This window comes from Ensifer sp. WSM1721, from assembly GCF_000513895.2.
Lineage (GTDB): Bacteria > Pseudomonadota > Alphaproteobacteria > Rhizobiales > Rhizobiaceae > Sinorhizobium.
Map to the genome: position 1 here is coordinate 697,028 of NZ_CP165783.1, position 23,943 is coordinate 720,970.

Annotated in this window: 22 protein-coding genes; 2 read left to right on the plus strand and 20 right to left on the minus strand. The window is 62.2% G+C overall.

The genetic code is table 11. From position 1 onward, the window contains the following. Positions 1–64 precede the first annotated feature (64 nt). The 19 genes from M728_RS20855 to M728_RS20945 form a co-directional block, all read right to left on the minus strand. The gene (locus M728_RS20855; RefSeq protein WP_026619842.1) at positions 65–805 is read right to left on the minus strand and encodes a FadR/GntR family transcriptional regulator; all 741 of its coding nucleotides are present in this window, start codon (positions 803–805) and stop codon (positions 65–67) included. 21 nt (positions 806–826) lie between these two features. Beyond that, a complete protein-coding gene (yjfF, locus tag M728_RS20860) occupies positions 827–1,795 on the minus strand; it encodes a galactofuranose ABC transporter, permease protein YjfF (protein ID WP_026619841.1) in 969 nt (322 codons plus the stop codon). Continuing rightward, positions 1,792–2,817, minus strand: a complete 1,026-nt coding sequence (locus M728_RS20865; RefSeq protein WP_026619840.1) for an ABC transporter permease — start codon at positions 2,815–2,817, stop codon at positions 1,792–1,794. Before M728_RS20865 ends, yjfF begins: the two co-directional genes overlap by 4 nt. Beyond that, positions 2,814–4,328 carry a galactofuranose ABC transporter, ATP-binding protein YtfR gene (gene ytfR / locus M728_RS20870; RefSeq protein WP_026619839.1) on the minus strand — a complete coding sequence of 505 codons (1,515 nt, stop codon included), beginning with the start codon at positions 4,326–4,328 and terminating at the stop codon, positions 2,814–2,816. Before ytfR ends, M728_RS20865 begins: the two co-directional genes overlap by 4 nt. A gap of 95 nt (positions 4,329–4,423) precedes the next feature. Next, positions 4,424–5,386: a galactofuranose ABC transporter, galactofuranose-binding protein YtfQ gene (ytfQ, locus tag M728_RS20875; RefSeq protein WP_026619838.1), complete on the minus strand. Its 963-nt coding sequence runs from the start codon at positions 5,384–5,386 to the stop codon at positions 4,424–4,426. Between the two features lie 193 nt (positions 5,387–5,579). Then, positions 5,580–5,792, minus strand: a complete 213-nt coding sequence (locus M728_RS20880; RefSeq protein WP_026615078.1) for a hypothetical protein — start codon at positions 5,790–5,792, stop codon at positions 5,580–5,582. A gap of 196 nt (positions 5,793–5,988) precedes the next feature. Next, on the minus strand, positions 5,989–6,573 hold the full coding sequence (locus M728_RS20885) for an exopolysaccharide biosynthesis protein (protein ID WP_051440848.1): 585 nt from the start codon (positions 6,571–6,573) through the stop codon (positions 5,989–5,991). A 40-nt stretch (positions 6,574–6,613) separates the two neighbouring features. Next, positions 6,614–7,705 (minus strand): glycosyltransferase family 4 protein, encoded by a 1,092-nt coding sequence (locus M728_RS20890; RefSeq protein ID WP_026619836.1) that lies wholly within the window; start codon positions 7,703–7,705, stop codon positions 6,614–6,616. Between the two features lie 265 nt (positions 7,706–7,970). Next, entirely contained in the window at positions 7,971–8,501 is a 531-nt protein-coding gene (locus M728_RS20895) for a DUF4334 domain-containing protein (RefSeq protein WP_026619835.1), read from the minus strand. Between the two features lie 132 nt (positions 8,502–8,633). Next, positions 8,634–8,900 carry a DUF2277 domain-containing protein gene (locus M728_RS20900; protein WP_026619834.1) on the minus strand — a complete coding sequence of 89 codons (267 nt, stop codon included), beginning with the start codon at positions 8,898–8,900 and terminating at the stop codon, positions 8,634–8,636. Positions 8,901–9,160: 260 nt separating this feature from the next. After that, entirely contained in the window at positions 9,161–10,783 is a 1,623-nt protein-coding gene (locus tag M728_RS20905; protein ID WP_026619833.1) for a GMC family oxidoreductase, read from the minus strand. Further along, the gene (locus tag M728_RS20910; RefSeq protein ID WP_026619832.1) at positions 10,780–12,309 is read right to left on the minus strand and encodes an FGGY-family carbohydrate kinase; all 1,530 of its coding nucleotides are present in this window, start codon (positions 12,307–12,309) and stop codon (positions 10,780–10,782) included. The genes M728_RS20905 and M728_RS20910 overlap by 4 nt, the downstream gene beginning before the upstream one ends. Positions 12,310–12,368: 59 nt before the next feature. Further along, entirely contained in the window at positions 12,369–13,211 is an 843-nt protein-coding gene (locus M728_RS20915) for a class I fructose-bisphosphate aldolase (protein WP_026619831.1), read from the minus strand. A gap of 64 nt (positions 13,212–13,275) precedes the next feature. After that, positions 13,276–15,009: a glycerol-3-phosphate dehydrogenase/oxidase gene (locus M728_RS20920; RefSeq protein ID WP_026619830.1), complete on the minus strand. Its 1,734-nt coding sequence runs from the start codon at positions 15,007–15,009 to the stop codon at positions 13,276–13,278. 12 nt (positions 15,010–15,021) lie between these two features. Further along, positions 15,022–16,017 carry an aldo/keto reductase gene (locus M728_RS20925; protein WP_026619829.1) on the minus strand — a complete coding sequence of 332 codons (996 nt, stop codon included), beginning with the start codon at positions 16,015–16,017 and terminating at the stop codon, positions 15,022–15,024. After that, positions 16,014–17,018, minus strand: coding sequence for a sugar-binding transcriptional regulator (locus M728_RS20930; RefSeq protein ID WP_026619828.1), 1,005 nt, complete (start codon positions 17,016–17,018; stop codon positions 16,014–16,016). Before M728_RS20930 ends, M728_RS20925 begins: the two co-directional genes overlap by 4 nt. A 1-nt stretch (position 17,019) precedes the next feature. After that, complete coding sequence (locus M728_RS20935; RefSeq protein WP_026619827.1) at positions 17,020–18,012, minus strand: ABC transporter permease; 993 nt, start codon at positions 18,010–18,012, stop codon at positions 17,020–17,022. Positions 18,013–18,031: 19 nt separating this feature from the next. After that, positions 18,032–19,573, minus strand: a complete 1,542-nt coding sequence (locus M728_RS20940; protein ID WP_026619826.1) for a sugar ABC transporter ATP-binding protein — start codon at positions 19,571–19,573, stop codon at positions 18,032–18,034. A gap of 63 nt (positions 19,574–19,636) precedes the next feature. Further along, complete coding sequence (locus M728_RS20945) at positions 19,637–20,665, minus strand: substrate-binding domain-containing protein (protein ID WP_026619825.1); 1,029 nt, start codon at positions 20,663–20,665, stop codon at positions 19,637–19,639. Positions 20,666–21,660: 995 nt separating this feature from the next. Between M728_RS20945 and M728_RS20950 the strand changes: the two genes are divergently transcribed. After that, the gene (locus M728_RS20950; RefSeq protein ID WP_084044348.1) at positions 21,661–22,011 is read left to right on the plus strand and encodes a hypothetical protein; all 351 of its coding nucleotides are present in this window, start codon (positions 21,661–21,663) and stop codon (positions 22,009–22,011) included. Positions 22,012–22,435: 424 nt separating this feature from the next. Here M728_RS20950 and M728_RS20955 read toward each other — a convergent pair whose 3' ends face one another. Next, positions 22,436–23,071, minus strand: a complete 636-nt coding sequence (locus M728_RS20955; protein WP_026619824.1) for a response regulator transcription factor — start codon at positions 23,069–23,071, stop codon at positions 22,436–22,438. Between the two features lie 421 nt (positions 23,072–23,492). Here M728_RS20955 and M728_RS20960 point away from each other — a divergent pair, with 421 nt between their 5' ends. Then, the gene (locus M728_RS20960) at positions 23,493–23,885 is read left to right on the plus strand and encodes a response regulator transcription factor (RefSeq protein WP_026619823.1); all 393 of its coding nucleotides are present in this window, start codon (positions 23,493–23,495) and stop codon (positions 23,883–23,885) included. The last annotated feature ends 58 nt before the right edge of the window (positions 23,886–23,943 follow it).

Below are 23,943 nucleotides of genomic sequence, written 5' to 3' on the forward strand. Positions count from 1 at the left end.
ATCCTTAAATCGGATAGGACACATGCAGTGGACTTCGAGATGCGGAACGGGGACGCAAAGCGCGTCACCGACCGGTCTCTTGTGTCCTCAGATTCGTGATCAGTCGTTCCTGCCCTACGCGGATCACGTGCTCCATTGCGCTACGTGCGCCTTCCTCGTTGCGGCGCCCGATCTCCTCGACGATGCGGATATGCGCGATGGCGACGCGGTCGATCTCCGTCTCGTCGGCTGTCGGACTTGTGAGCCTGAAGACGCCCATCAGCGCCGCCTCGATCAGGCTGCCGACGGTGCGCATGAAGGGATTGAGCGAGGCTTCGAGCAGGCGGAGGTGGAACTCGAGGTCGGCCATGGCGAGTGTCTGCGCGCTATGACCGGCATCACCCATGGCGACGGCTAACCGCATCATCCGGGCAATGTCCGCATCGGTCGCGCGTTGCGCCGCAAGACCCGCAGCATAGGGCTCGAGCGCCAGCCGCACCTCGGCCACATGGCGCAGGAAGTCCTCGTTGACGCCCGCGTTGAAATGCCAGGAAAGTACATCGCCGTCGAAGAGGTTCCAGTTGGCGCGCGGCATGACGCGCGTGCCGATCCGCGCGCGAGCGACGACGAGCCCCTTTGCGGCAAGCGTCTTCATCGCTTCGCGCAGCACAGTGCGGGATACGTTGAAGCGTGCGGCGAGTTCCATATCTCCGGGAAGGATGTCACCGACGGCGAATTCCCCTCCGACGACCGCCTGGCCCAGTTCTTCGACGACAAGCCTGTGGCTCGTGCGCTTGCCGGGTCGGTTGCCGAAGATTGCCCGCATCTCAGGCGGCCCTCCGTCTCGTCACGCGCGTAGCCGCTCGTGACGGGACACGCGGATGATCCCCTTCTGCAGAAGGATGAAGGCAAAGAGAAGCAGACCGATCAGGATCTTCGTCCACCAGCTCGAAAGCGATCCATCGAAGGTGATATAGGTTTGGATCAGCCCCTGGATGAAGATGCCGACTAGCGTTCCCGCGACGAAGCCGGAACCGCCCGTGAGCAATGTTCCGCCGATGACGACCGCGGTGATCGCGTCGAGCTCGACGCCGACGGCCGCAAGCGAGTATCCGGCCGAGGTGTAAAGCGAGAACACGATGCCGGAGAGGCCGGCAAGCAGCCCCGAAAGGGCATAAATCCTGACCGTCGTGGCGGCGACAGGCACGCCCATGAGCTTCGCCGTCGCCGTGCCGCCGCCGAGCGCGTAGACATTCGTGCCGAAGCGGGTGCGGTGTGCGATGAGGATCCCGATGGCGAAGACGGCGAGCATCAGGCCGCCAATGAGCGTGATCCGCCCTCCGCCCGGAAGCTTGTAATAAAGCCCCTTCAGGGTTGCGTAGAAGGGATGCTTGATTGGAATTGAATCGATCGACAGCACGAAGGCCATGCCGCGGGCGAGAAACATGCCCGCAAGCGTGACGATGAAGGCCGGCATTTCCAGATAATGGATGATCGCTCCCATCAGCGCACCGAAGGCGGTGGTGATCGCGAGGACGAGGGCGAAGGCGACGAGCGGATGCATGCCGCCATGCTCCAGTACGACGGCGAGGAAGACACCGGTGAAGGCGATTACCGCGCCGACCGAGAGATCGATGCCGCCGGAGAGAATGACGAAGGTCATGCCGACGGCGGCGATACCGAGGAAGGCGTTGTCGGTCAGAAGATTGCCGATCACCCGCGTCGAAAGCATGTTCGGGTATTGCGCGACGCAGAGCGCGTAGCTCAACAAGAAGATTAAGATCGTTGCCGTAAGCGGAAGATATTTCTGCTTCATTTTGCTTCTCGCTCGGTCGGTTTTCCGGCGGCCCGCGGAATGCTCAGGAATGTGAGAGCGGTACGGAAGCGCGGCGACTGCAACACTAGGATGAAGACGATGATCGCCGCCTTGATGATGAGGTTGAACTCTGGCGGGAAGCCGGAGAGGAGGATGCCGGTATTGATCGCCTGAATGATGATCGCACCGAGCACCGAGGCAGCAATGCTGAAGCGTCCTCCGAGAAGCGAAGTACCGCCGACGACGACGGCGAGGATGGCATCGAGCTCCAGCCAGAGCCCGGCATTATTGGCGTCGGCCCCCTTGATGTCGGCGGCGGCGATGATGCCGGCGATCGCGGCGCATAGGCCCGAGAGCACATAGGCGGCGATCAGAAGGACCGGGGTGAGCACACCGGACAGCGTGCTTGCCTCGCGATTGACGCCAACGGCCTCGATCAGCATGCCGAGCGCGGTTCGTCGAACGACGAGCGCAACGAGAACGCCGAATACGAGCCAGATAACCACGGGCATCGGCAGGCCGGCGAAGGAGCCGCTGCCGATGAAGATGAGGCCGCCGTCATTGAAGGTAAGGATGGCGCCTTCCGTGATGAGCTGCGCGATGCCGCGACCCGCGACCATCAGCACCAGCGTCGCTATGATCGGCTGAATGTCGAGGACCGCAACGAGGATCCCGTTCCAGACGCCGCAAAGCATGCCGACGGAGAGCGTAGCGAGCAGCGTCACGCCCAGCGAATGGCCCGAGGTGATCAGGGAGGCGGCAACCGCGCCGCAGATCGCCATGACGGCGCCGACGGAGAGATCAATGCCTTTGGTGGCGATGACCACGGTCATGCCGATCGCCAAGAGGACGACGGGCGCGCCGCGATTGAGAATATCGATCAGGCTGCCATAGAGGCGTCCGTTCTGGATCTCAAGATTGAGGAAACCGGGAAAGACGATTGAAACCGCTGCAACAATCGTCGCCAGAGCAATGAGTTGCGGCAGCAGCCGGGTGAGATAGATTCTGACGAGCGAAATCACGATGCCCCTCTTTCATTGGCCGCGGCGATCGCTTCGACGATCTGATGCGCGGTAATACGGTCGCCGCTCAATTCGGCGACGTGAGCACGGTCGCGAAGGACGACGATGCGCGTGCTGTAGGCGACGAGCTCCTCGAGCTCCGACGAGATGACGATCAGCGACATGCCTTTCTCGCGCAGGGTCTCGATGAGCCTGACGATTTCGGCATGCGCCCCGACATCGATACCGCGCGTCGGTTCATCGAGGATGAGGAGTTCCGGTTCGGTTGCGAGCCAGCGGGCGAGGATGGCCTTCTGCTGATTACCGCCGGAAAGCAGCTTGATCGGCTTCTCGCGGTCTGCGGTTCGGATGTCGAGCGCGCGGATATAGTGGTCGGCCAGCCGGTTCTGTTCCGCACGCGAGATCGGCCGTGTCCACCCGCGTCTCGCCTGCAGCGCGAGCACGATGTTCTCCCGGACCGAGAGGTCGCCGACGATGCCGGCGGTCTTGCGGTCCTCCGGGCAGAAGCCGAACTTCCGACGGATGGCGGCGCGGGGCGACGAAAGATTGATTGGGCGTCCATCGATCTCGGCTGTTCCGCTGTCGGCGCGATGGGCACCGAAGAGGATTTCGGCCGTCTCCGTGCGTCCCGAGCCGAGGAGACCAGCCATGCCGACGACCTCGCCGGCGCGGACATCGAGATCGAAGGGGGCGACATGTCCCCTGCGGCCGTAATTCCGGAAGCTATAACGCGGCTCTCCTTCGACGGCATCCGGACGCGCCGATCGGATTTCGGCCGCCAGTTCCCGGCCGATCATCATCGCGATGAGATCGCGTCGCGCGAGGTCGGCGGTGTCGCGGGTTCCGACGACCTGTCCGTTCCTGAGCACCGTGATGCGGTCGGAGATCTCGTAGACCTGCTCGAGGAAATGGGTGATGAAGACAATACCGAGCCCGCGCGCCTTGAGACGCCGGACGATGCGGAAGAGCATCGCCACCTCGTGCGCGTCAAGGCTTGCCGTCGGCTCGTCGAGGATCAGCACCTTGCCGGAAAGATCGACGGCGCGGGCGATCGCCACGACCTGCTGGATCGCCACGGAATAGCTTGCTAGATCGCGCGTAACATCGAGTTCGAGCTCGTATTCCGCGAGGAGCTCGCGCGCCCTACGGTTCATCGCCTTGGTGTCGATCATGCCAAAGCGGCGCGGCTGGCGCCCGAGGAAGAGGTTCTCGGCGACGGTCAGGTTCGGCAACAGATTGACTTCCTGGTAGACCGTCCCGATCCCGAGCCTCTGGGCGTCGAAGGTGTCGCGCGGATCCACCTCGGCGCCGTCGAGCAGAATGCTGCCGCCGTCCCGCCGGTAGGCGCCCGTCAGGCACTTGATGAGCGTCGATTTGCCGGCGCCGTTTTCCCCGAGAAGCGCGTGAACTTCGCCGCGCCGGAGGTGAAAGTCGACCTTGTCGAGCGCCCTCGTGCCGGGAAAGCCCTTCTCGATCCGGCTGGCGGAAAGAATGTTGTCGCTGGTCTGCATGGATACCGTCTCAGAAATGCCACCCGCTCTGCGGAGACGGGTGCCCGGGGCAGGGGACGGCCCGCGCCGTCAGTGGGCGCGGGCCGCAAGCGAGATCAGTAACCGAGACCCTTCTTTTCCTCGTAGACCTTCATCGGATCGTCAGCCTGAGTGTAGAGCTTCGATTCCGTCTGGATCCACTTCGGCGGCTCCTTGCTATCCTTGAGATAGGCAGCAAGCGCGTCGAAGGCCGGACCCGCCATGTTCGGCGTGAGCTCGACGGTGGCATTGGCCTCGCCGGCGGCCATAGCCTGGAAGATGTCCGGAACCGCGTCGATCGAGACAACCAGGATGTCTTTACCCGGCTTCAGGCCGGCTTCCTTGATTGCCTGGATGGCGCCGACGGCCATGTCGTCGTTGTGGGCGTAGAGCGCGCAGATGTTCTTGCCGCCGTCTTCGGCCTTCAGGAAGCTTTCCATGACTTCCTTGCCCTTTGTGCGGGTGAAGTCACCGGTCTGGCTGCGGATGATCTTCAGGTTATCCTTGCCAGCGAGCGCCGCTTCGAAGCCCTTCTTGCGGTCGATGGCGGGCGAGGAGCCCGTCGTACCCTGAAGCTCGACGACGTTGCAAGGCTTGCCGGCCACGGTGTCGACCAGCCACTTGCCGGCCACATTGCCTTCATGCACGAGGTCGGAGGTCACCGCAGTCAGATAGAGATCCTTCGAGGCGTCGACGGTGCGGTCGAGCAGGATGACGGGGATTTCCGCATCCTTCGCCTCCTGCAGCACCTCGTCCCAGCCGGTGGCGACGACCGGCGCGAGCAGGATCGCGTTCACGCCCTGGGCGATGAAGGAGCGGATCGCCTTGATTTGGTTTTCCTGCTTCTGCTGCGCATCGGCAAATTTGAGGTCGATACCGCGCTGCTCGGCCTGCTGTTTCGTCAGCGTCGTCTCCGCCGCGCGCCATCCGGACTCGGATCCGATCTGGGAAAAGCCGACGACCAGTTCCGCGGCCGAGGCGCTACCGAACATGCAGGCAGCAAGAATCGTGGCACTCGCGAGTGCTTTGCGAAATTTCATGATTTCCTCCCAAAGAACGCTGCACTCCATGCAGCCAGTGAGAAAAAATCATATTATATTACTTTTGTAAACTCACATTTGATGTCGCCGTGCTGTATCCTTGAATTCGCCCACAGGCTGTAGGCACAGGGCTGCATTTCCAGCCGGCGAGGCGAGCTCGCCTGCCGGCGCAGACGGTGCATTTACCAGCGACTCAGGCGCGATTGATTGTCGGAAGGAAAAGCTCCACTTCGCGTTGCCTTTCGGGGGCCAGGGTTTCGACGTTCTGCTTCCAGAACGCTTCCGCCTCAGCGGGTTCCTCTTCCCAACTTCTTATCGATGTCTGGTTATCGTCGATGACCACACGGCGATGGCCGCCGAGTCGCAGATACTCGCTCGCAAGTCTACGCGCATTCGTGAGTTCCATGGCTCAACTCCAGGTCCTAGCTTCGGGAAACCAGCTCGTCTGCAAAAACGCTTCGAACTCCTGGACGTTCCCGGACATGGCGACTCCAATTCATACTCCGTTTTCACCAACGAGACGAGAATATGATTTTTTGACAACGACTAAGTGGCAAAACCGGATACGGCGGATGAAGAGGTGTTCGCGGCGGCGGCTCGCATCACGACAAGAGCAGCCGGTAGACGAAACAGGCAACGATGAGGCTGGCAGCGAAACCGACGCCCATCAGCAGTCCGTTCCTGACGAGCAGTCCGAGCCCGAAGATCGCAATGATCGTCATGGGCACGTTGGTCACCCAGGGAAGGAATTCCAGAAACGGGACGGTCAGCGAGAGCAAGATGCAAATGAGGGCCGCAACTCGATCAAAGGGCTTGCGGGCGAGCGGATGCAGCCCGCGCGTCAACCAGGGGTCCAGCCAGGAGGACCATTTTTTCATCGTCCGGCCTGTGGACTCGACGATTCGCCGGGACACGGTTTTCTGGCGGAGGAAGCGTGGCAACCAAATATGCTGCAGCCCGGCAACAATCTGCAAAGAAGTGAAAGCAACCACACCGGCGAGCACTGTCGAAACCGTCGGGACCATTCCCGCGGGGGACAAATTCGTACCGGCAGCCAGTACCAGTACGGCGCCAAAACTCCGGTCGCCTATGAGGCGGAGCAATTCGCCAAGGGAAAGCCGCGCTTGCCGCGCCGCACCGGCGAGTAACGCGTCCGCAAGCGCGCCGATGGATCGCCTGTCATTCATTGTCGATCGGGTTGCGCCCTCTCGGTTCAATTCCTCTCCCTTACGCAGCTTCGAGGCCAACTCTCTTTCGCTCCTCCGAGTGAGCCGAGGTGGCGTGCTTGTGAGCACCCGGGAGATTCTGGTAGATCTCGAGGTAGTCGCGTGTCATCCGCTCGGCGGTGAAGCGCCTGTCGAAGCTCTCGCGCACCTTCTGTCGGTCGAGCTCCAGCGTCCGCCCGAGCCTTTTGACGGCTTCTTCCAGCGTATCGACAAGGATACCCGAGACACCGTCTTCGATGACTTCCGGCGCGGAACCGTAGCGAAAGGCGAGCACCGGGGTGCCGCAGGCCATTGCTTCGATCATGACGAGGCCGAAAGGTTCCGGCCAGTCTATCGGGAACAGCAGTGTTGCGGCGTTGCCGAGGAAATCCGCCTTTTGAGATTCGTCGATTTCACCGATGAATTCGACTTTCGAATGGCTTGCGACGAGGGGTTCGACGACCGCCTCCCAATAGTCGCGGTCTTGAGCGTCCACCTTTGCGGCGATCTTCAGGGGCATGCCGGTCCGCGCGGCGATCTCGATCGCTCGGTCCGGACCTTTTTCCGGCGAAATGCGCCCCAGGAACGCCAGATAGTTTCCGCCGGGCGTTTGTGTAAACGGCAACACGTTCGGATCGAGGCCATGATGAACGGTGCCTCGCCAGTTGACAGGCGGCATCGGCAGCCGCTGGTTCTCGGAAATGGACACCACCGGAATATCCGGGAAGGCACGATAGAAGGGCTGGAGATCAGGCAGATCGAGCCGCGCATGGAGTGTCGTCACCGTGCGGTCCGCAAAATCCCTGATCAACGGAAAGTGCAGAAACTCGATGTGAAAATGCAGGACGTCGAACTGGTACGCGCGACTGCGGACCTCCTCTACCATTGCGACGTGATAAGGAAGGAAGTCACGGACCTCCGGATTGAGCCTCAGTGCCACATCCGAACAGGGCACCAGTTTGGCCGTGGTGAGCGAATCGCCGCTGGCAAAGAGAGTCACGTCGTGGCCCAGCCTCACGAGTTCTTCGGTGAGGTAGGAAACAATTCGCTCAGTTCCTCCGTAAAGCTTTGGCGGGACCCGCTCTGCAAGGGGGGCGATCTGCGCAATTTTCATCGTTAAGCTCCTGGCTCGATGGAATCCGACCGGGTGCCCGCGTTCAAAACGGCAAGCACGATCTCATCCTGCACAATTGCCAGAAAGCCGCTCTTGTTCCCTGTTGCCCGCCGTGCTTGCGGCGACGACCTTCATGTCCGCACTTATGGTTGCCGGAGGTGGTTGCAGGCTTACGCTCGACGCAAATCTTCCGGTCTTGAGTTGTTGCGAACCTCGCCAGAGTCGCGATTGCCGAGCCACGAAGTCACACCCGCCAGACCGCATTTTAGGGATATGAGAGGCGAGGCTCCTTCACGCGCTCGAGCTGAAAGAAGAAATGCCCGTCGTGTCCTTGCATGGTCATGACTCCAAGCACCCTGTCGGCATCGATCTTTCTGAAATGGTCGATGATCGGCTTACTGTCGTAAACCATCGCCGCGCTGGCCTCTCCGCGGAAGCTCATCGTCCGTAGCGAAGCGACCGGACCTCTCGCACGCAGGTGCTTCAGCAGATGGGAGAACAGATTTCTGGCAGCCTTCGTACGACCCAGTCGATGGAAACGGAGAGAGAGATTGAGCGGAATTGCAGAGGGATCGATCGGCACCAGGCGGTTAACACTCTTCTTGAACAGGAGGGCATCGGCGCGCATGTCGGCGCGGAAACGCTTTCCGTACCATCCCAGATTTTCGAGCACTCCATCGAGCGGGTGCCCACTGGGGACTTCGCTTCCTTTCCAGAGGCCAATCAATTCCTCGAGGGATACCGGTTGCAGCCTGTCGAAATAGGTGAGGGCCGCATCCTCTGATGGGAACGTCATCCGATCGGTCATAACAGCTCGACCCAAGAAGGCATGTGGTCGCTGGGCATATGGGAACGAGCATCGAACCTGGCTGTTCCAGTCGGCGACGCTGCAGGAACCCAGCTTGCAATAGCCCCGCTGCCGGCAGATTCACGCGAACCGGGTCGCCGATCTCGCGCGCGCTTTTGCGGCTTCTTCCTCGCGGTTGCGCGGAGGTTGCGCGGTCTCGAGCGAATCGAGCAGTTCGCGAGCGCATGCCGCAATCGAACTCACGGCGCGCTCGAATGCCGCCTCGTTGCGTTTCGAGGGTTTGGTCGTTCCGCTCAGCTTCCGCACGAACTGCAGCGCGGCGTCATGGATTTCCTCGTCCGTCGCTGGCGGATCGAAATTGAACAAGGGTTTTATGTTTCGGCACATGTGTCGCTCCAGGTCATTTCATTTCCCTCCGACCTTGAGGGCAGGGCGGCTACTGCATGTTTCCTTAAATCGTAACCGATTTAAGGATAAAACATGCAGCAATACAAAGTGCTGCGGCGATCTTTGCGCGTCTGATAGACGCGCGTCGCTGCTGTTAGCGCCCCTCAGTATATCCGATGAGGAACGGCATATTCGAGGCGCTTCAGTGTTAGCTCCCGTCGCGCGTGCGTTTGGCGCCTGCGACACGCCCGACTTCGCCTTCATTGCTGAAGAATGATTCCTGCCGCCTTTTCAGCGATCATGATGACCGGAGAGTTGGTGTTGCCGGAGACAATAGCCGGCATGATCGAGGCATCGACGACACGCAGGCCGCCAAGCCCGTGTACCTTGAGAGAGGAATCCACCACTGCCAGCGAGTCCCCGCCCATCTTGCAGGTGCCGACCGGATGGAAGATCGTCGTAGCGATATCGCCGACCCGACGGATCAGTTCCTCGTCGGTCTGGAATTCCACCCCCGGCAACATTTCCGTCGGTCGGAATCTCGCGATCGAGTTGGTGGCCATCAGGCTTCGGGCGTGGCGGATCGCCTTGGCGGCGAGCAGCCGATCGCCGACCGTCGACAGGTAGTTCGGGCGGATGTCGGGCGCGGCAGCGGGGGATTGGCCCACCACATGCACGCTCCCCCGGCTCTCGGGGCGAAGATTGCAGACCGAGACGGTCACGGCCGGGAACTTGTGCAGCGGCTCCCCCAGCCGATCGGTACTGAGCGGCTGGACATGGTATTCGAGGTCGGCGGTGGCGACGGCCGGATCGCTCTTGGCAAAAATGCCGAGCTGGCTTGGCGCCATCGACAAAGGGCCGGAGCGTCTGAGGATATATTCGAGCCCCATTCCCGCCCGGGAGAAGATGTTGTGGTAGAGCTGGTTCAGCGTCTTTGCCCCATCGATCCGGAAGACGGTGCGGATCTGCAAGTGATCCTGCAGATTTTCCCCGACGCCTGGCAGGGCGTGCGCTATCTCGATGCCGGCGGCCGAGAGGACATCGAGCCTGCCGATCCCGGACAGCTCCAGAATCTTCGGCGAGTTGATCGCGCCGGCGGAGAGTATGACCTCGCGCGTGGCGCTTGCGAGGTGCATCCGGCCATTCATGCGAAAGCGCACGCCTTTCACCTGCCGGCCGTCGAAGGCGAGGCGCTCCGTCTCCGCGCCCGTCAGCACCCTGAGATTGGGTCGCTTCATCGCCGGGCGAAGGAAGGCCTTGGTCGTGTTCCAACGCACCCCGCCGCGCTGGTTCACCTCGAAATATCCGGATCCCTCGTTGTCGCCGGTGTTGAAATCGTCCACCTTTGGAATGTCGAGCTCTTGCGCCGCGTCGCGAAAGGCATCGAGGATCGGCCAGGACAGGCGCTGCCGTTCGACACGCCATTCTCCGCCGGCGCCGTGCATGGCAGACTTGCCGCGGTAGTTGTCTTCGGACTTGAGGAAATAGGGCAGCACATCGTCCCAGCCCCAGCCGACATTCCCCGCCTGGCGCCAGCCGTCGTAGTCGGCCGCCTGGCCGCGCATATAGATCATGCCGTTGATCGAGGAGCAGCCGCCGAGTACTTTGCCGCGGGGGTAGGGCAGGGCACGGCCGTTGAGGCCTGGCTCCGCAGCCGTTCTCATCATCCAGTCGGTGCGCGGGTTGCCCATGCAGTAAAGATAGCCGATCGGTACATGCACCCAGTGATAGCGATCGCTGCCGCCGGCCTCCAGCAGCAAGACGCGGTTTCTCGGATCGGCCGAAAGCCGGTTCGCCAGGACGCAGCCGGCGGACCCCGCGCCGACGATGATGAAATCGTAGCTGCCCGCATCGGTGGCGATGTCGTCCGCACGCCCGTTCACGCTGCAGCTCCCGTCGTCAGAGTTTGCGAAGCGGAAAGCCGCCGCCAGAACGGTGCCATCACATCGGCAATCTCCCGATAGAGGGCATATCGTCGGGCATAATGCGCTTCGAGCGCGGTGTCCGGGCGGTAGTGCCGCTCGGTTCTCACCATTGCACTCGCTCCCTCGGCGAAGTCGGCGAAGATGCCAACGCCGGTACCGGCAGCAATGGCCGCGCCCAAGGCGCCCGTCTCGCGCGAGCGGGCGACGGAGACCGGGACGCCGAGCACGTCGGCAAAGATCTGGGGCCACACGAGGCTGCGCGACCCGCCGCCGGAGAGCACCGCCTGGTCGAAGCTCGCGCCCGCCGCCCGCATCGTCTCAATGTGCTGGCGATGACCGAAGGCGACGCCTTCAAGCACGGCGCGGACGAGGTGGGCCTTGGTGTGCCAGCCGGCGATGCCGTAGAAGCCAGCCCGGGCATTGCCATCCAGCTGCGCGCCATAGAGATAAGGGTGGTAGAGCGGATCGTCGGAAGTCGGAGCGCGCGTCGAAGCCAGTTCGCAGCAGAGGTCGAAGGGCGACCGCCCGTCGGAGCGCGGCTCGGAAAAGAACTCGCGCACCAGCCATTCGAGGTTTGCGGCCGAGGTCGCGCTCGACTCGATCGCCATGTAGCGGTCGCGGTCGAACGTGGAGGACATGAACACCGGTCCGTCGAGCTCGGGGCGATCGATGATCACCTGGTTGATGCTCCAGGTGCCGGCAATGACGGAAGCAGCACCCGTGCGGGTAACGCCCGAGCCGATTGCCGAAGCTATCACGTCGAAAAGGCCGCCGACAACCGGCGTCCCGGCAGCAAGGCTTGTTTCGGCGGCCGCCTCCTCCGTGACGCGGCCGCCGATGTCGGCGCTCTCGAGGAGAGGCGGCAGGAGATCCATACTATCGGCAAGGCCGTAGGCGGCCAGCAGCGCCCGGTCGTAGCGCCGGCCGGCGACATCGAGCAGGCCGCAACCGGTCATGTCCGAGACGTCGCTGACGCGTGCGCCCGTCAGCCGGTTGACGATGAAGTCCTTGCAGAGGAAGACGGTGCCGATCTTTTCGAAGATCTCCGGCCGGTGCCGTTTCAGCCAGGCGAGCAAGGTCGGCGTCTGCGAGGGCCATGGCCGCTGCCTTCCGATCGGATAGGTGCGGTCACCGACGCCTTCCGACTGCCATTGCTCGACTAGAGCTGCCGCCCGCGTATCGAGCGACTGGATGCCGAGAAGCGGTCGTCCATGGCGATCGAGCGCATAGAGGCCATTGCCATGGCCGGCGCAACCGATCGCGGCGATTTCGCCTGCGTCGATCCCCGCCTCATCGACACAGGTACGGATGACCCGACGCGCGTTCTCCCAGAGCTCGTCCAGGCCGCGCTCGACATGACCGGGGGAGGGCATGCGGCTGTGCCCTTCGGCCGAGGCTGAAGCGATTTCATTGCCCTCCCGGTCGAAGATCACCGCCTTGATGACGGTGTTGCCGGCGTCGAGCCCCAACAGATAGTCTCCCATGCTGAACCCCTCCCAAGGTCCGGTTGCGGCCGCACACACTTTTCCTCATACCGCTCTTGTCAGCCTTGCCGGTAAAGTGCGAAGGCCTCCTCGCCGCTCGCGTTCTCGTGCACGATCGCCATCAATCCGCGCACCACGGCGTTCGGATTGGAGTGCTGGTAGATGTTGCGCCCGTAGACCATGCCCATCGCGCCCTGCTTCATCAAGGCTGCCGACTTGTCGAATACGGCGCGGAGATCCTCCTTGCCGCCGCCGCGCACGAGCACCGGGCAACGCGCTGTCTCCACGACTCGATGGAAATCTTCCGCGTGGGTGGTCGGGTCCGCCTTGATGATGTCGGCGCCCATCTCGCGGGCGAGCCGGGTCAAGGTGACGATCTTCTCCGCGTCGCCGTCGACCATGTAGCCGCCATGCTCGGTGACCGGCTGCATGACGAGCGGCTCGATCATCAGCGGCATGCCGTATTTCTCGCAATCGGCTCGGACGCGCGCGATGTTCTGGACGCATTGGCGGAACAAATCCGGCTCGTCCGGCAGCATGAAGAGATTGACGACGACGCAGGCCGCATCCATCTGCAGCGCCCCGATCAGCGGCTCGGCCTCGTTCTGCAACACCGCCCACATGTCGCGGTGGCGGGTGCGGTTATAGGGATTGCCCATGTCGATGCGCATGACGAGCGCCGGCTTGTCCTTGCCGGGCAGTTCCTGCAGCAGGTCGGCCTGGCCATAATTCATCTGGATCGCGTCCGGTGCGGCTCCGACGAGCGCCTTGATGACACCCTCCATGTCTTCCAATCCGCTCAGGAAGGACGGTTCGTTGCAGACCCCGTGATCGATCGCCACATCCAGGCAGCGTCCGCCGTTAAACAGGCGGTTGATCCGCACCTTACGATTGTTTCTCATGGCATTCTCCTCTTCATGTTTTGCGCAGCCGCCTCTGGGAGGCCGCCGCAAAAGGATTGCGACGTCAGACCGCCGTCCTGGCATCGGTCTCGGGTTGCGGTGAGCGGGCGGCAAGCATCGCCTCGTCGACGCCGTGGCGATCGCGCAAAAGCGCAAGAAAGCGGGCCCGCTCGCTCGCACGGCGCTCGTCTCCCCAGCTCTTCTCCGCCGCCAAGAGGTCGAGCGTCGTGTCGAGAGTGGCGAGCGAGAGCACGCCGGAGATGGCGAGCGTCGTGCGGCGCAAGAGCAGGTCGTCCAGATGCTCGACTGCCTCGTTGCGGATCAGGAACAGCATTTCCCGCACCGAGTAATCAGAGCCGAGCATCGGTGCATCGGTTCGCTCGCTAATGAAGGTCGCTACCTTCGCAGCATCAGTTCCGTAGCGCGCGAACAATCCGGCGACGCGCGGTTCCGCAACGCCGGAGCGATCGGCAAGCGCGGCAATCCAGCTCGCGCGGTCAGCCGGAAAATGGCGCCCGCCGCCTATGGGGCAGTCTTTAGTCGAGATGCGGCGCGGTCGGCCGAGTCTCTTCAGCGCGATGTCGGCCGCGAGTTCGCCGAAAGAGCGGAACGTCGTCCACTTGCCGCCGATCATGCAGATGACCGGTGCTGCCGAATTCTCGAGCACGGTGCAGAAATGATCGCGCGGAATGCGGCCGGTGAAGCTGTCGCTGCTGGCCGGAAGCGGCCGCACGCCGGAGAACTGGAAGACGATTTCCTCGCGCTTGATCTCCATCCCCGGCAGGACGAAGGCGAGCGACTGCAATATGTAGTCGCGCTCCTCCGCCTCGCAGCGGACCGTCTCGGGATCGTCGACCCGAATATCGGTGGAGCCGACCAGCACTTTGCCGAGGTAGGGGAAGAGGATGCAGATGCGCCCGTCCTCGTTCTCGTAGTAGATCATGTGATCCCCGAGTGCGTCGCGCAGCCGGGCGTTGTCGATGATGAGATGCGATCCCTTCGTCCCGCCCATCAGCGGGGCGCCGCGGCGATCGGGCGGCAGGAGCGCGCCATTGGTGATATCGATCCAGCCTCCGGTCGCGTTCACGATCAGCTTGGGCTCGACCTCGGCGCTGAGCCCGTCAATATGGTCCACCACCACGTAGCCGCCGGTTTCGCTTGTGCGCAGCTCAGCGTAATTGACCGCCGACGCTTCGGTCGAGGCAGACAGCCCGTCCTGGAGGAGTTCGATACCGATCCGTTCGGGATGACTGACCCACGCGTCGTAATAGGTGGCGGAACTGCGTGTCCGCGGGTTGAGCGCCGGCCATTTGGCCAGGGTCGCACGCCGGCCGCGGAAGCGGTGCCGCGGCATCAGCGCTCGCTTGCGCGTCAGCAAGTCGTAAATCGAGAGGCCGGCCTTGATCGCGATTGCTCCGCGCCGGCTTGGCCGGCGGCTCAAGCCCAGGAAACGCACGATGCCGTTGGCAAGGCCGGAGAAAATGTCAAAGACCGGTACGGTTGTCGGCAGTGGCGTCACGAGGTGCGGGGCGTTCCTGAGCAGCCGGTCCCGCTCGACGAGCGACTCCTTCACGAGGGTGAACTCACCATTTTCGAGATAACGCAGCCCCCCATGCACCATGCGTGAAAGTGCCGCGCTCGCGCCCGAGCAGTAGTCGTGCTTCTCGACTAGGAGAACGCGCAGGCCCTGCAGGGCAAGCTCGCGAAAGACGCTGAGGCCATTGATGCCGCCGCCGAGGACGCAAACGTCCACCTTCGGGCTTTGGCGAAGCCCGTCGAAAGTCTCTTTTCTTGTCATGATGGCGGTCCGTTAGCTGTCCATGTTCGCCAGTTTCGCCGCTATTGCCGCGTCGATTGCCGTAAGGTCGTCCTTGCTTAGCCGGATCGTCCCCGCTCGCGCGTTGTCGAGAGCCTGGGCCGGATTGCGAGCGCCGCAGAGCGCGAAGGTGATGCCGGGCTGCGCCAGCGTCCAGGCGATAACGATCTGTGCGATCGTGGCCTCATGCCTTTCCGCGACCGGCCGGATCGCCTCGGCGAAGCTCTTCACCTTCTCTCGGTTCGCGACCGAGAAACGCGGATTGTCCCTGCGCTGGTCGTCGCCGGAAAAGACGCGTTCCGGACCGATCGTGCCCGAGAGCAGCCCCAGCGCCAGCGACGAGTAGCTGAGGGTCGCGACGCGATTGGCCCTGGTAATCGGCAGCAGGTCCGCCTCGATCTCCCGATCGATCATGCTGAAGCGCTCCTGGATCGCGTCGAGACCGCCGACGTTCACGTAGCTCTGCAACTCCTTCCGGTTCACGTTGCTTGCGCCGATCGCGCGGATCCTGCCGGCGGAGCGCAGGTCCTCGAGCGCCCGCATGGTTTCCTCGATCGGCGTCGTCGGGTCCTGCCAATGGGTGATGTAGAGGTCGATGTAGTCGGTTCCGAGCCGCTTCAGACTCTGCTCCACCTCGTGAAAGATCGACTCTCGGCCGAGATAGCGATGTACGGGCTTGCCGTCCTGGTCGAAGAAGTGGTTGCCCTGCCCGGTGTGCCAGACGAGTCCGCACTTCGTTGCGATCACCGCCTTGTCGCGCCGCCCGACAAGCGCTCTGCCGACGGTCTCCTCGGCCCGCCCGAGACCATAGGCCGGCGCGGTATCGATCAGCGTCACGCCGGCCTCGAGCGAGGCTTGGATCGCGGCGATCGATTCCCGTTCGTCCGTGCCGCCCCACATCCAGCCACCGATGGCCCAGGTGCCGAGACCGACCGCGGAGGCCGCGACGCCGGAGCGGCCGATCTCCCGTGTCAATTGTTGTCCGTTCATGGGCGCTCTCCGCCTTCCTTGGCCAGTTCGAGAATCCGCGCGCCCGTCGCCTGGTCCGTGACGAGCGTGTCCAGATGATTGCCGCGCATGACGCTGAGGATCGGGGCCGCCTTTGTCGGTCCGCTCGCAACACCGATCTTGGTCGGGATCGAGGCGAATTCAGAAAGCGTCAGAGAGACGAGGCGCCGATTGAGGCTGTAGTCGCAGACACGTCCATGGTCGTCGAGCAGATGGGCGAGCAGCTCGCAGGATGCGCCGGATCGCTCAATCGCCTCGCGATCGGTGCTGGAGGACGGGTGCAGGTCGTAATAGCTGGAGTCGTCCGACAGGATCGAGCCGATGCCGACCACGGCGACCTTCGCCTCGCGCGCCCGTTTGAAGACGTCCGCGACCGAGCGCATCCCGAGCAGCATTCTCCGTTCCGCTTCGCTGTCGGCGAAGAGCGGCGCGTGGATCTGGAACGAGTGCCCGCCAAGCCGGTCTGCCATGAGCGTGGAGACGTGGTTGACGTCCGTATAGTGCTTGCCCTGGACGCAGCCGGTCGCCGGTATGACCTCGACGTCGAAGCGCCGCGGCGGCTGCAGGCCGGCGACCACGGCACTCACGCCCTTGCCGCCGGTGATGCAGATGGTGGCGCCGTCGGCGATCTCCTCGAGCAGGAGCCGCGCTGCTGCCTCGCCGACCGCCTGGAGCGCGATCTGGGGGTTCTCGGAGATTGTCGGCACGACGACCGCGCGGCTGATGCCGCCGAGCGCCAGCAATTGTTCCTCGATATCGACCAGCGGCTCGACCGGCGACTTGATCTTGATTTCGACGAGGCCGAGCTGGCGCCCACGCTTGATCAGGCGGTTGACGGTCGCATGCGAGATGCCGAGCTGATCTGCGATCTGCGCCTGCGTCAGACCTTCCAGAAAGTGAAGCACGAGGGCCTGGTGCATCTGCCTTGCGATGACGATCTCTTCGCGAGGGGCGGACGCGGATTTCGGTTTGGCGTTCGGCATATCAGGCGGCCTTCCGCTTGTGCAGCAAATGATCGATCGAAACGGCGGCCAGCAGTATGCAGCCCTTAATCATATCCTGCCAGTAGACGGAGACGTCGAGCAGGATCAGCGAGCTCGTCACCACCGATAGAAGAGCGATGCCGAGAATGGCGCCGAGGACCGTGCCCGATCCGCCGTTGAGCGAAGCTCCGCCGATCACCGCCGCGGCGATGATGTTGAGCTCCATGCCGACACCGAAGGTCGGCGTCGCTGCGCCGAAGCGCGACATGTAGATGGCACCGGCGAAGCCCGAGAGCGTGGCGCACAGCACCGTCACCCAGAACTTAACCTCCTTCGTCTTGATCCCGGAATAGAGCGCGGCCTTCTCGTTGCTGCCGGTGTAGAACACCTTGCGGAAGGCGGTCGCCCGGCGCAGCAGGAAATCGAAGGCGACGACGACGGCGATGAAGATCAGGATCACATAAGGGACGCCGAAGAACGTGCCCTGGCCGATCGCCTTGAATTCCGGCGGCAAGGTGAAGAGCGACAGCGGCGTGCCCTTGGTGATGACGAGGCAGAGGCCGCGCACGATCACCATGGCCGCAAGTGAGGTGATGAAATGATTGAGCCCGACGACGGTGATGAAGAAGCCCATGATGCAGCCGATGGCGGCGCTCGCGAGAATGCCGGCGAGTGATGCCGTCCAGGGATCGAGACCCATCAGGAATAGTGAGCCGGAGAGCACCATCGAGAAGCAGACGACGGAGCCGACCGAAAGGTCGATGCCGCCGACGATCAAGAGGATCGTCATGCCGACGACGACGATACCCTCGACCGAGAAGGACATCAGCATCGCCCGGAAATTGCCGAGCGTGAGGAAATGCGGCGAGGCGAAGCTCATGACGACGCAGAGCGCCAGGATGATCGCGATCAAACCAGCCTCGCGCATCGTGCCGATCCGTTTCCATGTCGGCGTGCGCGTCTCGCGCGCGACCGCCAATGTATCGACTGCCATAGCCCTGTCTCCTGCTTCCTCAGGCAGCATGCCCGGATGCCTTCAAATTCGTGTCGTTCGCCGTGCCGATGCCGGATGCGAGCCGCATGATCGCTTCCTCCGTCATGCCATCGCCCGAAACCTCGCCGGCGATCCGGCCCTCGTGCACCACCAGGACCCGATCACAGAGGCCGATGAGCTCCGGCAGTTCCGACGAGATCACCAGGATGCCGATCCCGGCGCGCGCAAGCTCGCGCAGTAACCGGTGGATTTCCGACTTCGCGCCGACGTCGATGCCGCGGGTAGGCTCGTCCATCAGGATCACCTTCGGATTGACGGCCAGTTGCTTGGCGATCGCGACCTTCTGCTGGTTACCGCCCGAGAGCGAGAAGACAGGCATGTCGACACCGCCCATCCGCACGCCAAGCCTGCGGGTCAGCTCCTCGGCCAGAGCCCTTTCCCTGCGGGTGTTGAGCAGACCGAAAGCGGTCAGCACCTTGAGGTCGAGGACGGCAATGTTCTGCGCAATGGAAAGGTCGAGGAAAACGCCGGATCCCTTCCGATCCTCCGACAGATAGGCGATGCCGGCCTTCGCCGCGTCGGAATAGCGGCGCAGCCGAAGCGGTTTATCGTGTAGCCGGATTTCGCCATGCGTGACCGGCCGCAACGCACAGATGCCCTCGGCGATCTCGGTGCGCCCTGAGCCGATCAACCCACCGATGCCGAGGATCTCGCCACGGCGAAGCTCGAAGCTTATGTCGCGGAAGCGTGCGCCGTCGCCAAGATCTCGGACCGCAAGGATAGGTTCGCCCGCGCGTTCGGAGGCTTGCTGCTTTTCCGGATAAAGCTGGGTAATCTCGCGGCCGACCATAAGGCGCACCACGTCGTCAGGGGTGACGCCCGCAACCTTCTCAGTCGAGACATAGCGGCCGTCGCGGAATACGGTCACGCGATCGCAAAGGCTGAACACCTCCGCCATGCGGTGGCTGATATAAATGATCGAGACGCCGCGCGCCTTCAGATCGCGGACGATCCCGAAGAGCACCTGCGCCTCGGCCTCCGTCAGCGCCGCCGTCGGCTCATCTAGGATAAGCAAACGGCAATCGAGCGTCAGCGCCTTGGCGATCTCGACGAGCTGCTGACTGGAGATCGGCAGGTCACCTACCCGCTGGCGCACGTCGATCGGCGCGAGGCGGTTCATCACGGCCTGCGCATCGCGCTCCAACTTGCGGTAGTTCATCAGAGCCGAGCGTCGGCGGTTCGTCGCCGCCATAAACATGTTTTCCGCAACCGTGGCATCCGGGCAGAGCGCAATCTCCTGATGGACAAGGCCGATGCCGAGCGATTGCGCGGCGGCGGGCGAGGGGATCTTGACCGGCGCACCGTCAACGAGAATCTCCCCCTCGGAGGGCTGCAGCACGCCGGCGATGATATTCATCAACGTCGATTTGCCGGCGCCATTCTCGCCGCAAAGCGCGTGGACCTCGCCGCGCTCGAGCTGAAAGTTTACAGCTGTCAACGCCTTCACGGCTCCGAAATGCTTGCCAACATTACGGATCTCCAGCACGGTTCCTGACGCCATCACAATCCCCCTCTCGCCTCGTCGGCCGCCCGAAGTCTCTATCCCGGGCGGCCGTTTGCGACCCTACTCCTCGATACCCTTGGTGCCGCGGCGCTTCAGGTATTTGTCCCAGTAAAAGTCGTCGGCGTTTTCGGCCGTGACGATCGAGAGCCCGTTGTCGACGACGGGAATGCTCATCGGATTGAAGCCGGAGCGCTTGGCGTCATTCATCGGGTCGATCAGGTCCGGGTGCTTGGCGAGCCACAGCAGCAGGAACCCCATATAGCCCTGCATTCCCTGGTTCGGATTGATCGAACCGAAAACCTCCCCCGCCTTGATCATGTCGAGGATATTGGCATTGACGTCGGCGCACATGACGAGGACCTTGCCGCCCGTCTCCTTGTTCGCCTGCGCCGCGCCGATCGCGGAATTGGCCTCAGGCATGAAGACGGCGCCGAGGTTCGGGTTGGCCTGGATGATGCTCATCAAACCCTGATAGGCCTTGTTCGGGTCCTGGTTGGAGGCGGCCCGGCCGACGAGCTTCATGTCGGGCCACTTCTCCTCCATGCGGGCGATGAAGGCGGCGATGCGCTTGTCGTGATTGTCCTGGCCCGGGTTCTCGAGCACCGCGTATTCGCCCTTACCGCCGAGTTTTTCCGCGATCTTGTCGGCGGCATAGATGCCTTCGCGGGTGTTGTCGGAGGTGATGTAGGAAATGCGCTTCGAAAGCGGCGAGTCCGCGGCGAAGGTGACGACCGCAGTGCCCTGGTCGACCGCCCGATTGATCGGTTCAATAAACGGATCGGAGTTCATCGGATGGACCAGGATACCGGCAGGGTTCTGAGCAAGCGCCTGGTCGAAGGTGGCAATCTGCTTGTTGACGTCATATTCCGGCGTTCCGGTGTATTCCGTCTCGCAGCCGAATTGCTGGCCTGCCTGCTTGAACATCTCGTAAACCGGGAACCAGTATTCGACGCCCGACACCATTACGTTCATCACATATTTTTCGCCCGGCTTGCAGCGGAAGGGGTTTTCCGTCGCAGCACCGGCCGTGCCGGCAAAAAGCGTAGTTGCGAGGACCGCCATCGCGGTCGTGTTGAGAAAAGTGCGCAAGAGTCCTCCTCGAGGCCGAAGCCCCTCCCAAAAAGCGCGTGGGCACGCCAACGGCGGCCGCTGTGTTCATGAGGTCCGGCCTTCCTCCTCGAAGTCCGGTATCGGCAGGAAAACGCAAAGCCTTGCCGCTGTCAATATATTTCTACATGTGAAATATATTTCACGTCACTGGGTCGATGTGGACGAGACTTGCGCAAGACAAAAGCGACTGCGGAGTTAGGCGAGCGTGCCGACGGCGAGTTTCGGATGGGAACTGTGCAAAACGCGCGATAGTCGGCCGAGAACCGGCTCGTATGCGAGAAGCCCGACTTCGGCGCGACTCGCCCGATCGACGTAGGTCCAAGCAAGATCCGGCCGATGGTGTGGCTCCTGCCACTTAAATCCGCACAGCACCTATACCTCCGTATAGATCATTCTCTCCTCGTTGGCATTCGATCCTTCCTCCCGATCAATAGTCGGGCCGGGGAGCCTGCTGCTATTTTTAGCGTAGATACTCTGGCGGGCCGTTTCCTCCGAGCGCCATGAAATGACCGGTACCTCGTCCGGCGCTTTAAGAGGCGGAGCCGCCTGAAGGGACGAAGACGCTGTTCGCAGCGGCTCAAACTCGGGCGAAGGGAGCTTCGAAACGAAGCGGGCGCAATTCACCATCGAGGTACGATCATGCGCAAGCCAGCAGCTATTCTCTTTGCAGTCGCGACCGTTGCTCCGGCGGCGGCGCATGACGCGACGCCAACAGCGGCACAGCCGAATGGATGGACATATCCGTTCTCGTGCTGCAGCGGAATGGATTGCCGCGAAATCCGAGATCAAGCGGTTCTCGAAGGTCCCCGCGGATATGTCATCAAGCTCACCGGAGAGCTCATCACCCCACGAGATACTCGTATCAAGCACAGCCCGGACGGGCAGTTCCACCACTGCACCGTGGCCGGCGAGCCCACCGGTCGCACCCTTTGCCTCTTCGTTCCTCCGCGCTCCTTCTGAGGATTGTGACCACCATGACACAGGAACTCAACCGCATCGAAATCGATCTGGTCCCGCTCAAGCTGTTCTCCCGGCGCATGTCGGAAGGCCCGACCACTGTACCAAGCGATCCGCTCTACATGCCGTCAGACTATTCATCACGACCGAATGCTCACTCTGAAGCACATTTGATGACGTTTTGCGTCACGCCACGCGAAGCAACCGCGCGTCTCGGGCGTCAAGCTTGGCACGCCCCGACATCTGCGTTTACCCTATACGTAACTGGAACTTTGTTCGGTCTTTCGTTCTACTCGCTCGAGCTTGTCCGCCTCGTAGACGACTTTGAGGAGCTTTGCCCCGCGGAGCGTTCCTTGACCGTACATTGAGTCCGTGAAATCGGCGTCTCCGAAAGGGGCGTCTGCGTCCGTGCTTGAGCACCATCGCGCTTGTTTCAAGCATCTTTCTGGTTCGCAACCGTGTCGATGCTCTTGAGCGTAGCGATCCACTTCCCGCTTATAAGTTCCCAGGGCGATGCTGTCGATCAGGTGCGACCTCTGAAAGTGAGATCGATCTGAGATTCCGAGACAGTGACTCTTCCCACTTATGGTCGCGCAGCTTGTCATCGAGAAAAAGAACCCCTCCCGGGATCGGAAGGGGTTTGAGGGAAGGGCCGATGGAAAAACAAGGCCCACGGGAAGAATACCCGACCATAACAGTGCGCTTCCCACGTGACTATTGACTGAGAGGAAGGATCGCACATCAACATGGAGGGGACGACCTATACGCGGGTCCATGTGTTCTTATACGAACCTATGAGCCTTGCGGCTTTCCTGGCGCGAGCTTCAGCTTGTCCGCCATGCGGGCGAGTTCCGGCAAGGACTTGGCATGCATCTTCTGCATGACCTGGCTGCGGTGAACCTTCACGGTTATTTCGCTCACGCCCAGGTCGCCGGCGATCTGCTTGTTCAGTCGTCCCGCCACCACCAAGGCCATCACCTCGCGCTCCCGAGGGGTCAGGCTATCGAAACTCGCGCGCAACGTCGCCAACGCCTTTTCATTCTCAATCCAAACGCGGTCGCGGGCCAGGCCGACGTGAACGGCGTCAAGCAGATCTTGATCGCGAAACGGCTTCGTCAGGAACTCGATCGCGCCCCCCTTCATCGCCTGGACGGACATGGGTATGTCGCCATGCCCGGTGATGAAGACGATTGGAAGCTGGAAGTTTCCGCGCGACAACTCTCGCTGCAAATCGAGACCGCTTTGTCCCGGCAGCCGGACATCGAGGACGAGGCAGGTCGGACCGTTAGGTCGACCGGACTTGAGGAAGTCGCTCACTGAAGCGAGGAGTTTCACCTCAAAGCCGACCGATCGCAGCAGGCTGCCAAGCGCCTCGCGGACCGCCGGATCATCATCGACGACGATGACGGTTGCTGGTGCCTCGGTCATGTCAGCGCCCCTCATGAGGGTCGGGCTCGCGGGGAGGGACCTGACCGACAGAGCGTCGATGGCGCAATGAGAACACTCCCCCTCTCTCCTCAGCCAGTCCCGCAACGAAGGCATCTCGCTTATCAAGAATGCGCCCTAATTGCCTCAGCCACAAGGCCTGTTACGAGGTGATCCTGGCTGCGCGCATAGCGTGTCGATCCTGCCGGCGACCATCGCCGGCATGCTATTCTGCAATCGACCGGACCAAAAGGATCTGCAACCTCGGCAGCTCACCGCTCGTCGCGATGACCACCGGTCCTAAGGAGGCTATACCATTGTATAGCCTCCTATGCCTTTGTCGCCCTTGCATGCTGATGTAAGTTATCATCTGCGCCGCAACGCTAGTTTGCAGAAACGCCTATCGCGAAATTTGGAGGCGGCAGTGGCAACCAAGAAGCCTCTAATTGCGATTGTCGATGACGATCAGTCGATGCGCGAGGCTACCAAAGGCCTCATGAGATCGTTGGGGTTCGACGTCGAGGCTTTTTCATCTGCCGACGATTTTTTGAAGTTCCCCAATCTCCGCCGCACGGCCTGCTTGGTAACGGACATCCATATGCCAGGAATGAGCGGGCTTGATCTGCACCGCCGGCTCGTCGCGTTGGGCGAGAGCATTCCGACGGTTCTGATCACGGCCTATCCAAACGAAAATCTGCGCGCGCGTGCGTTGGATCGCGATATTGTCTGCTATCTGGAAAAGCCGTTTGGCGAGCAGGATCTACTGAATTGTATCAGTTCTGCGCTGGCGCGCGGAAGCGATGGCGAAGGTGATTGATCACGACCGCTGATGCCAGGCGACTCTGCAGGTCGCGAATGAGAGACGGCAGGTTTCG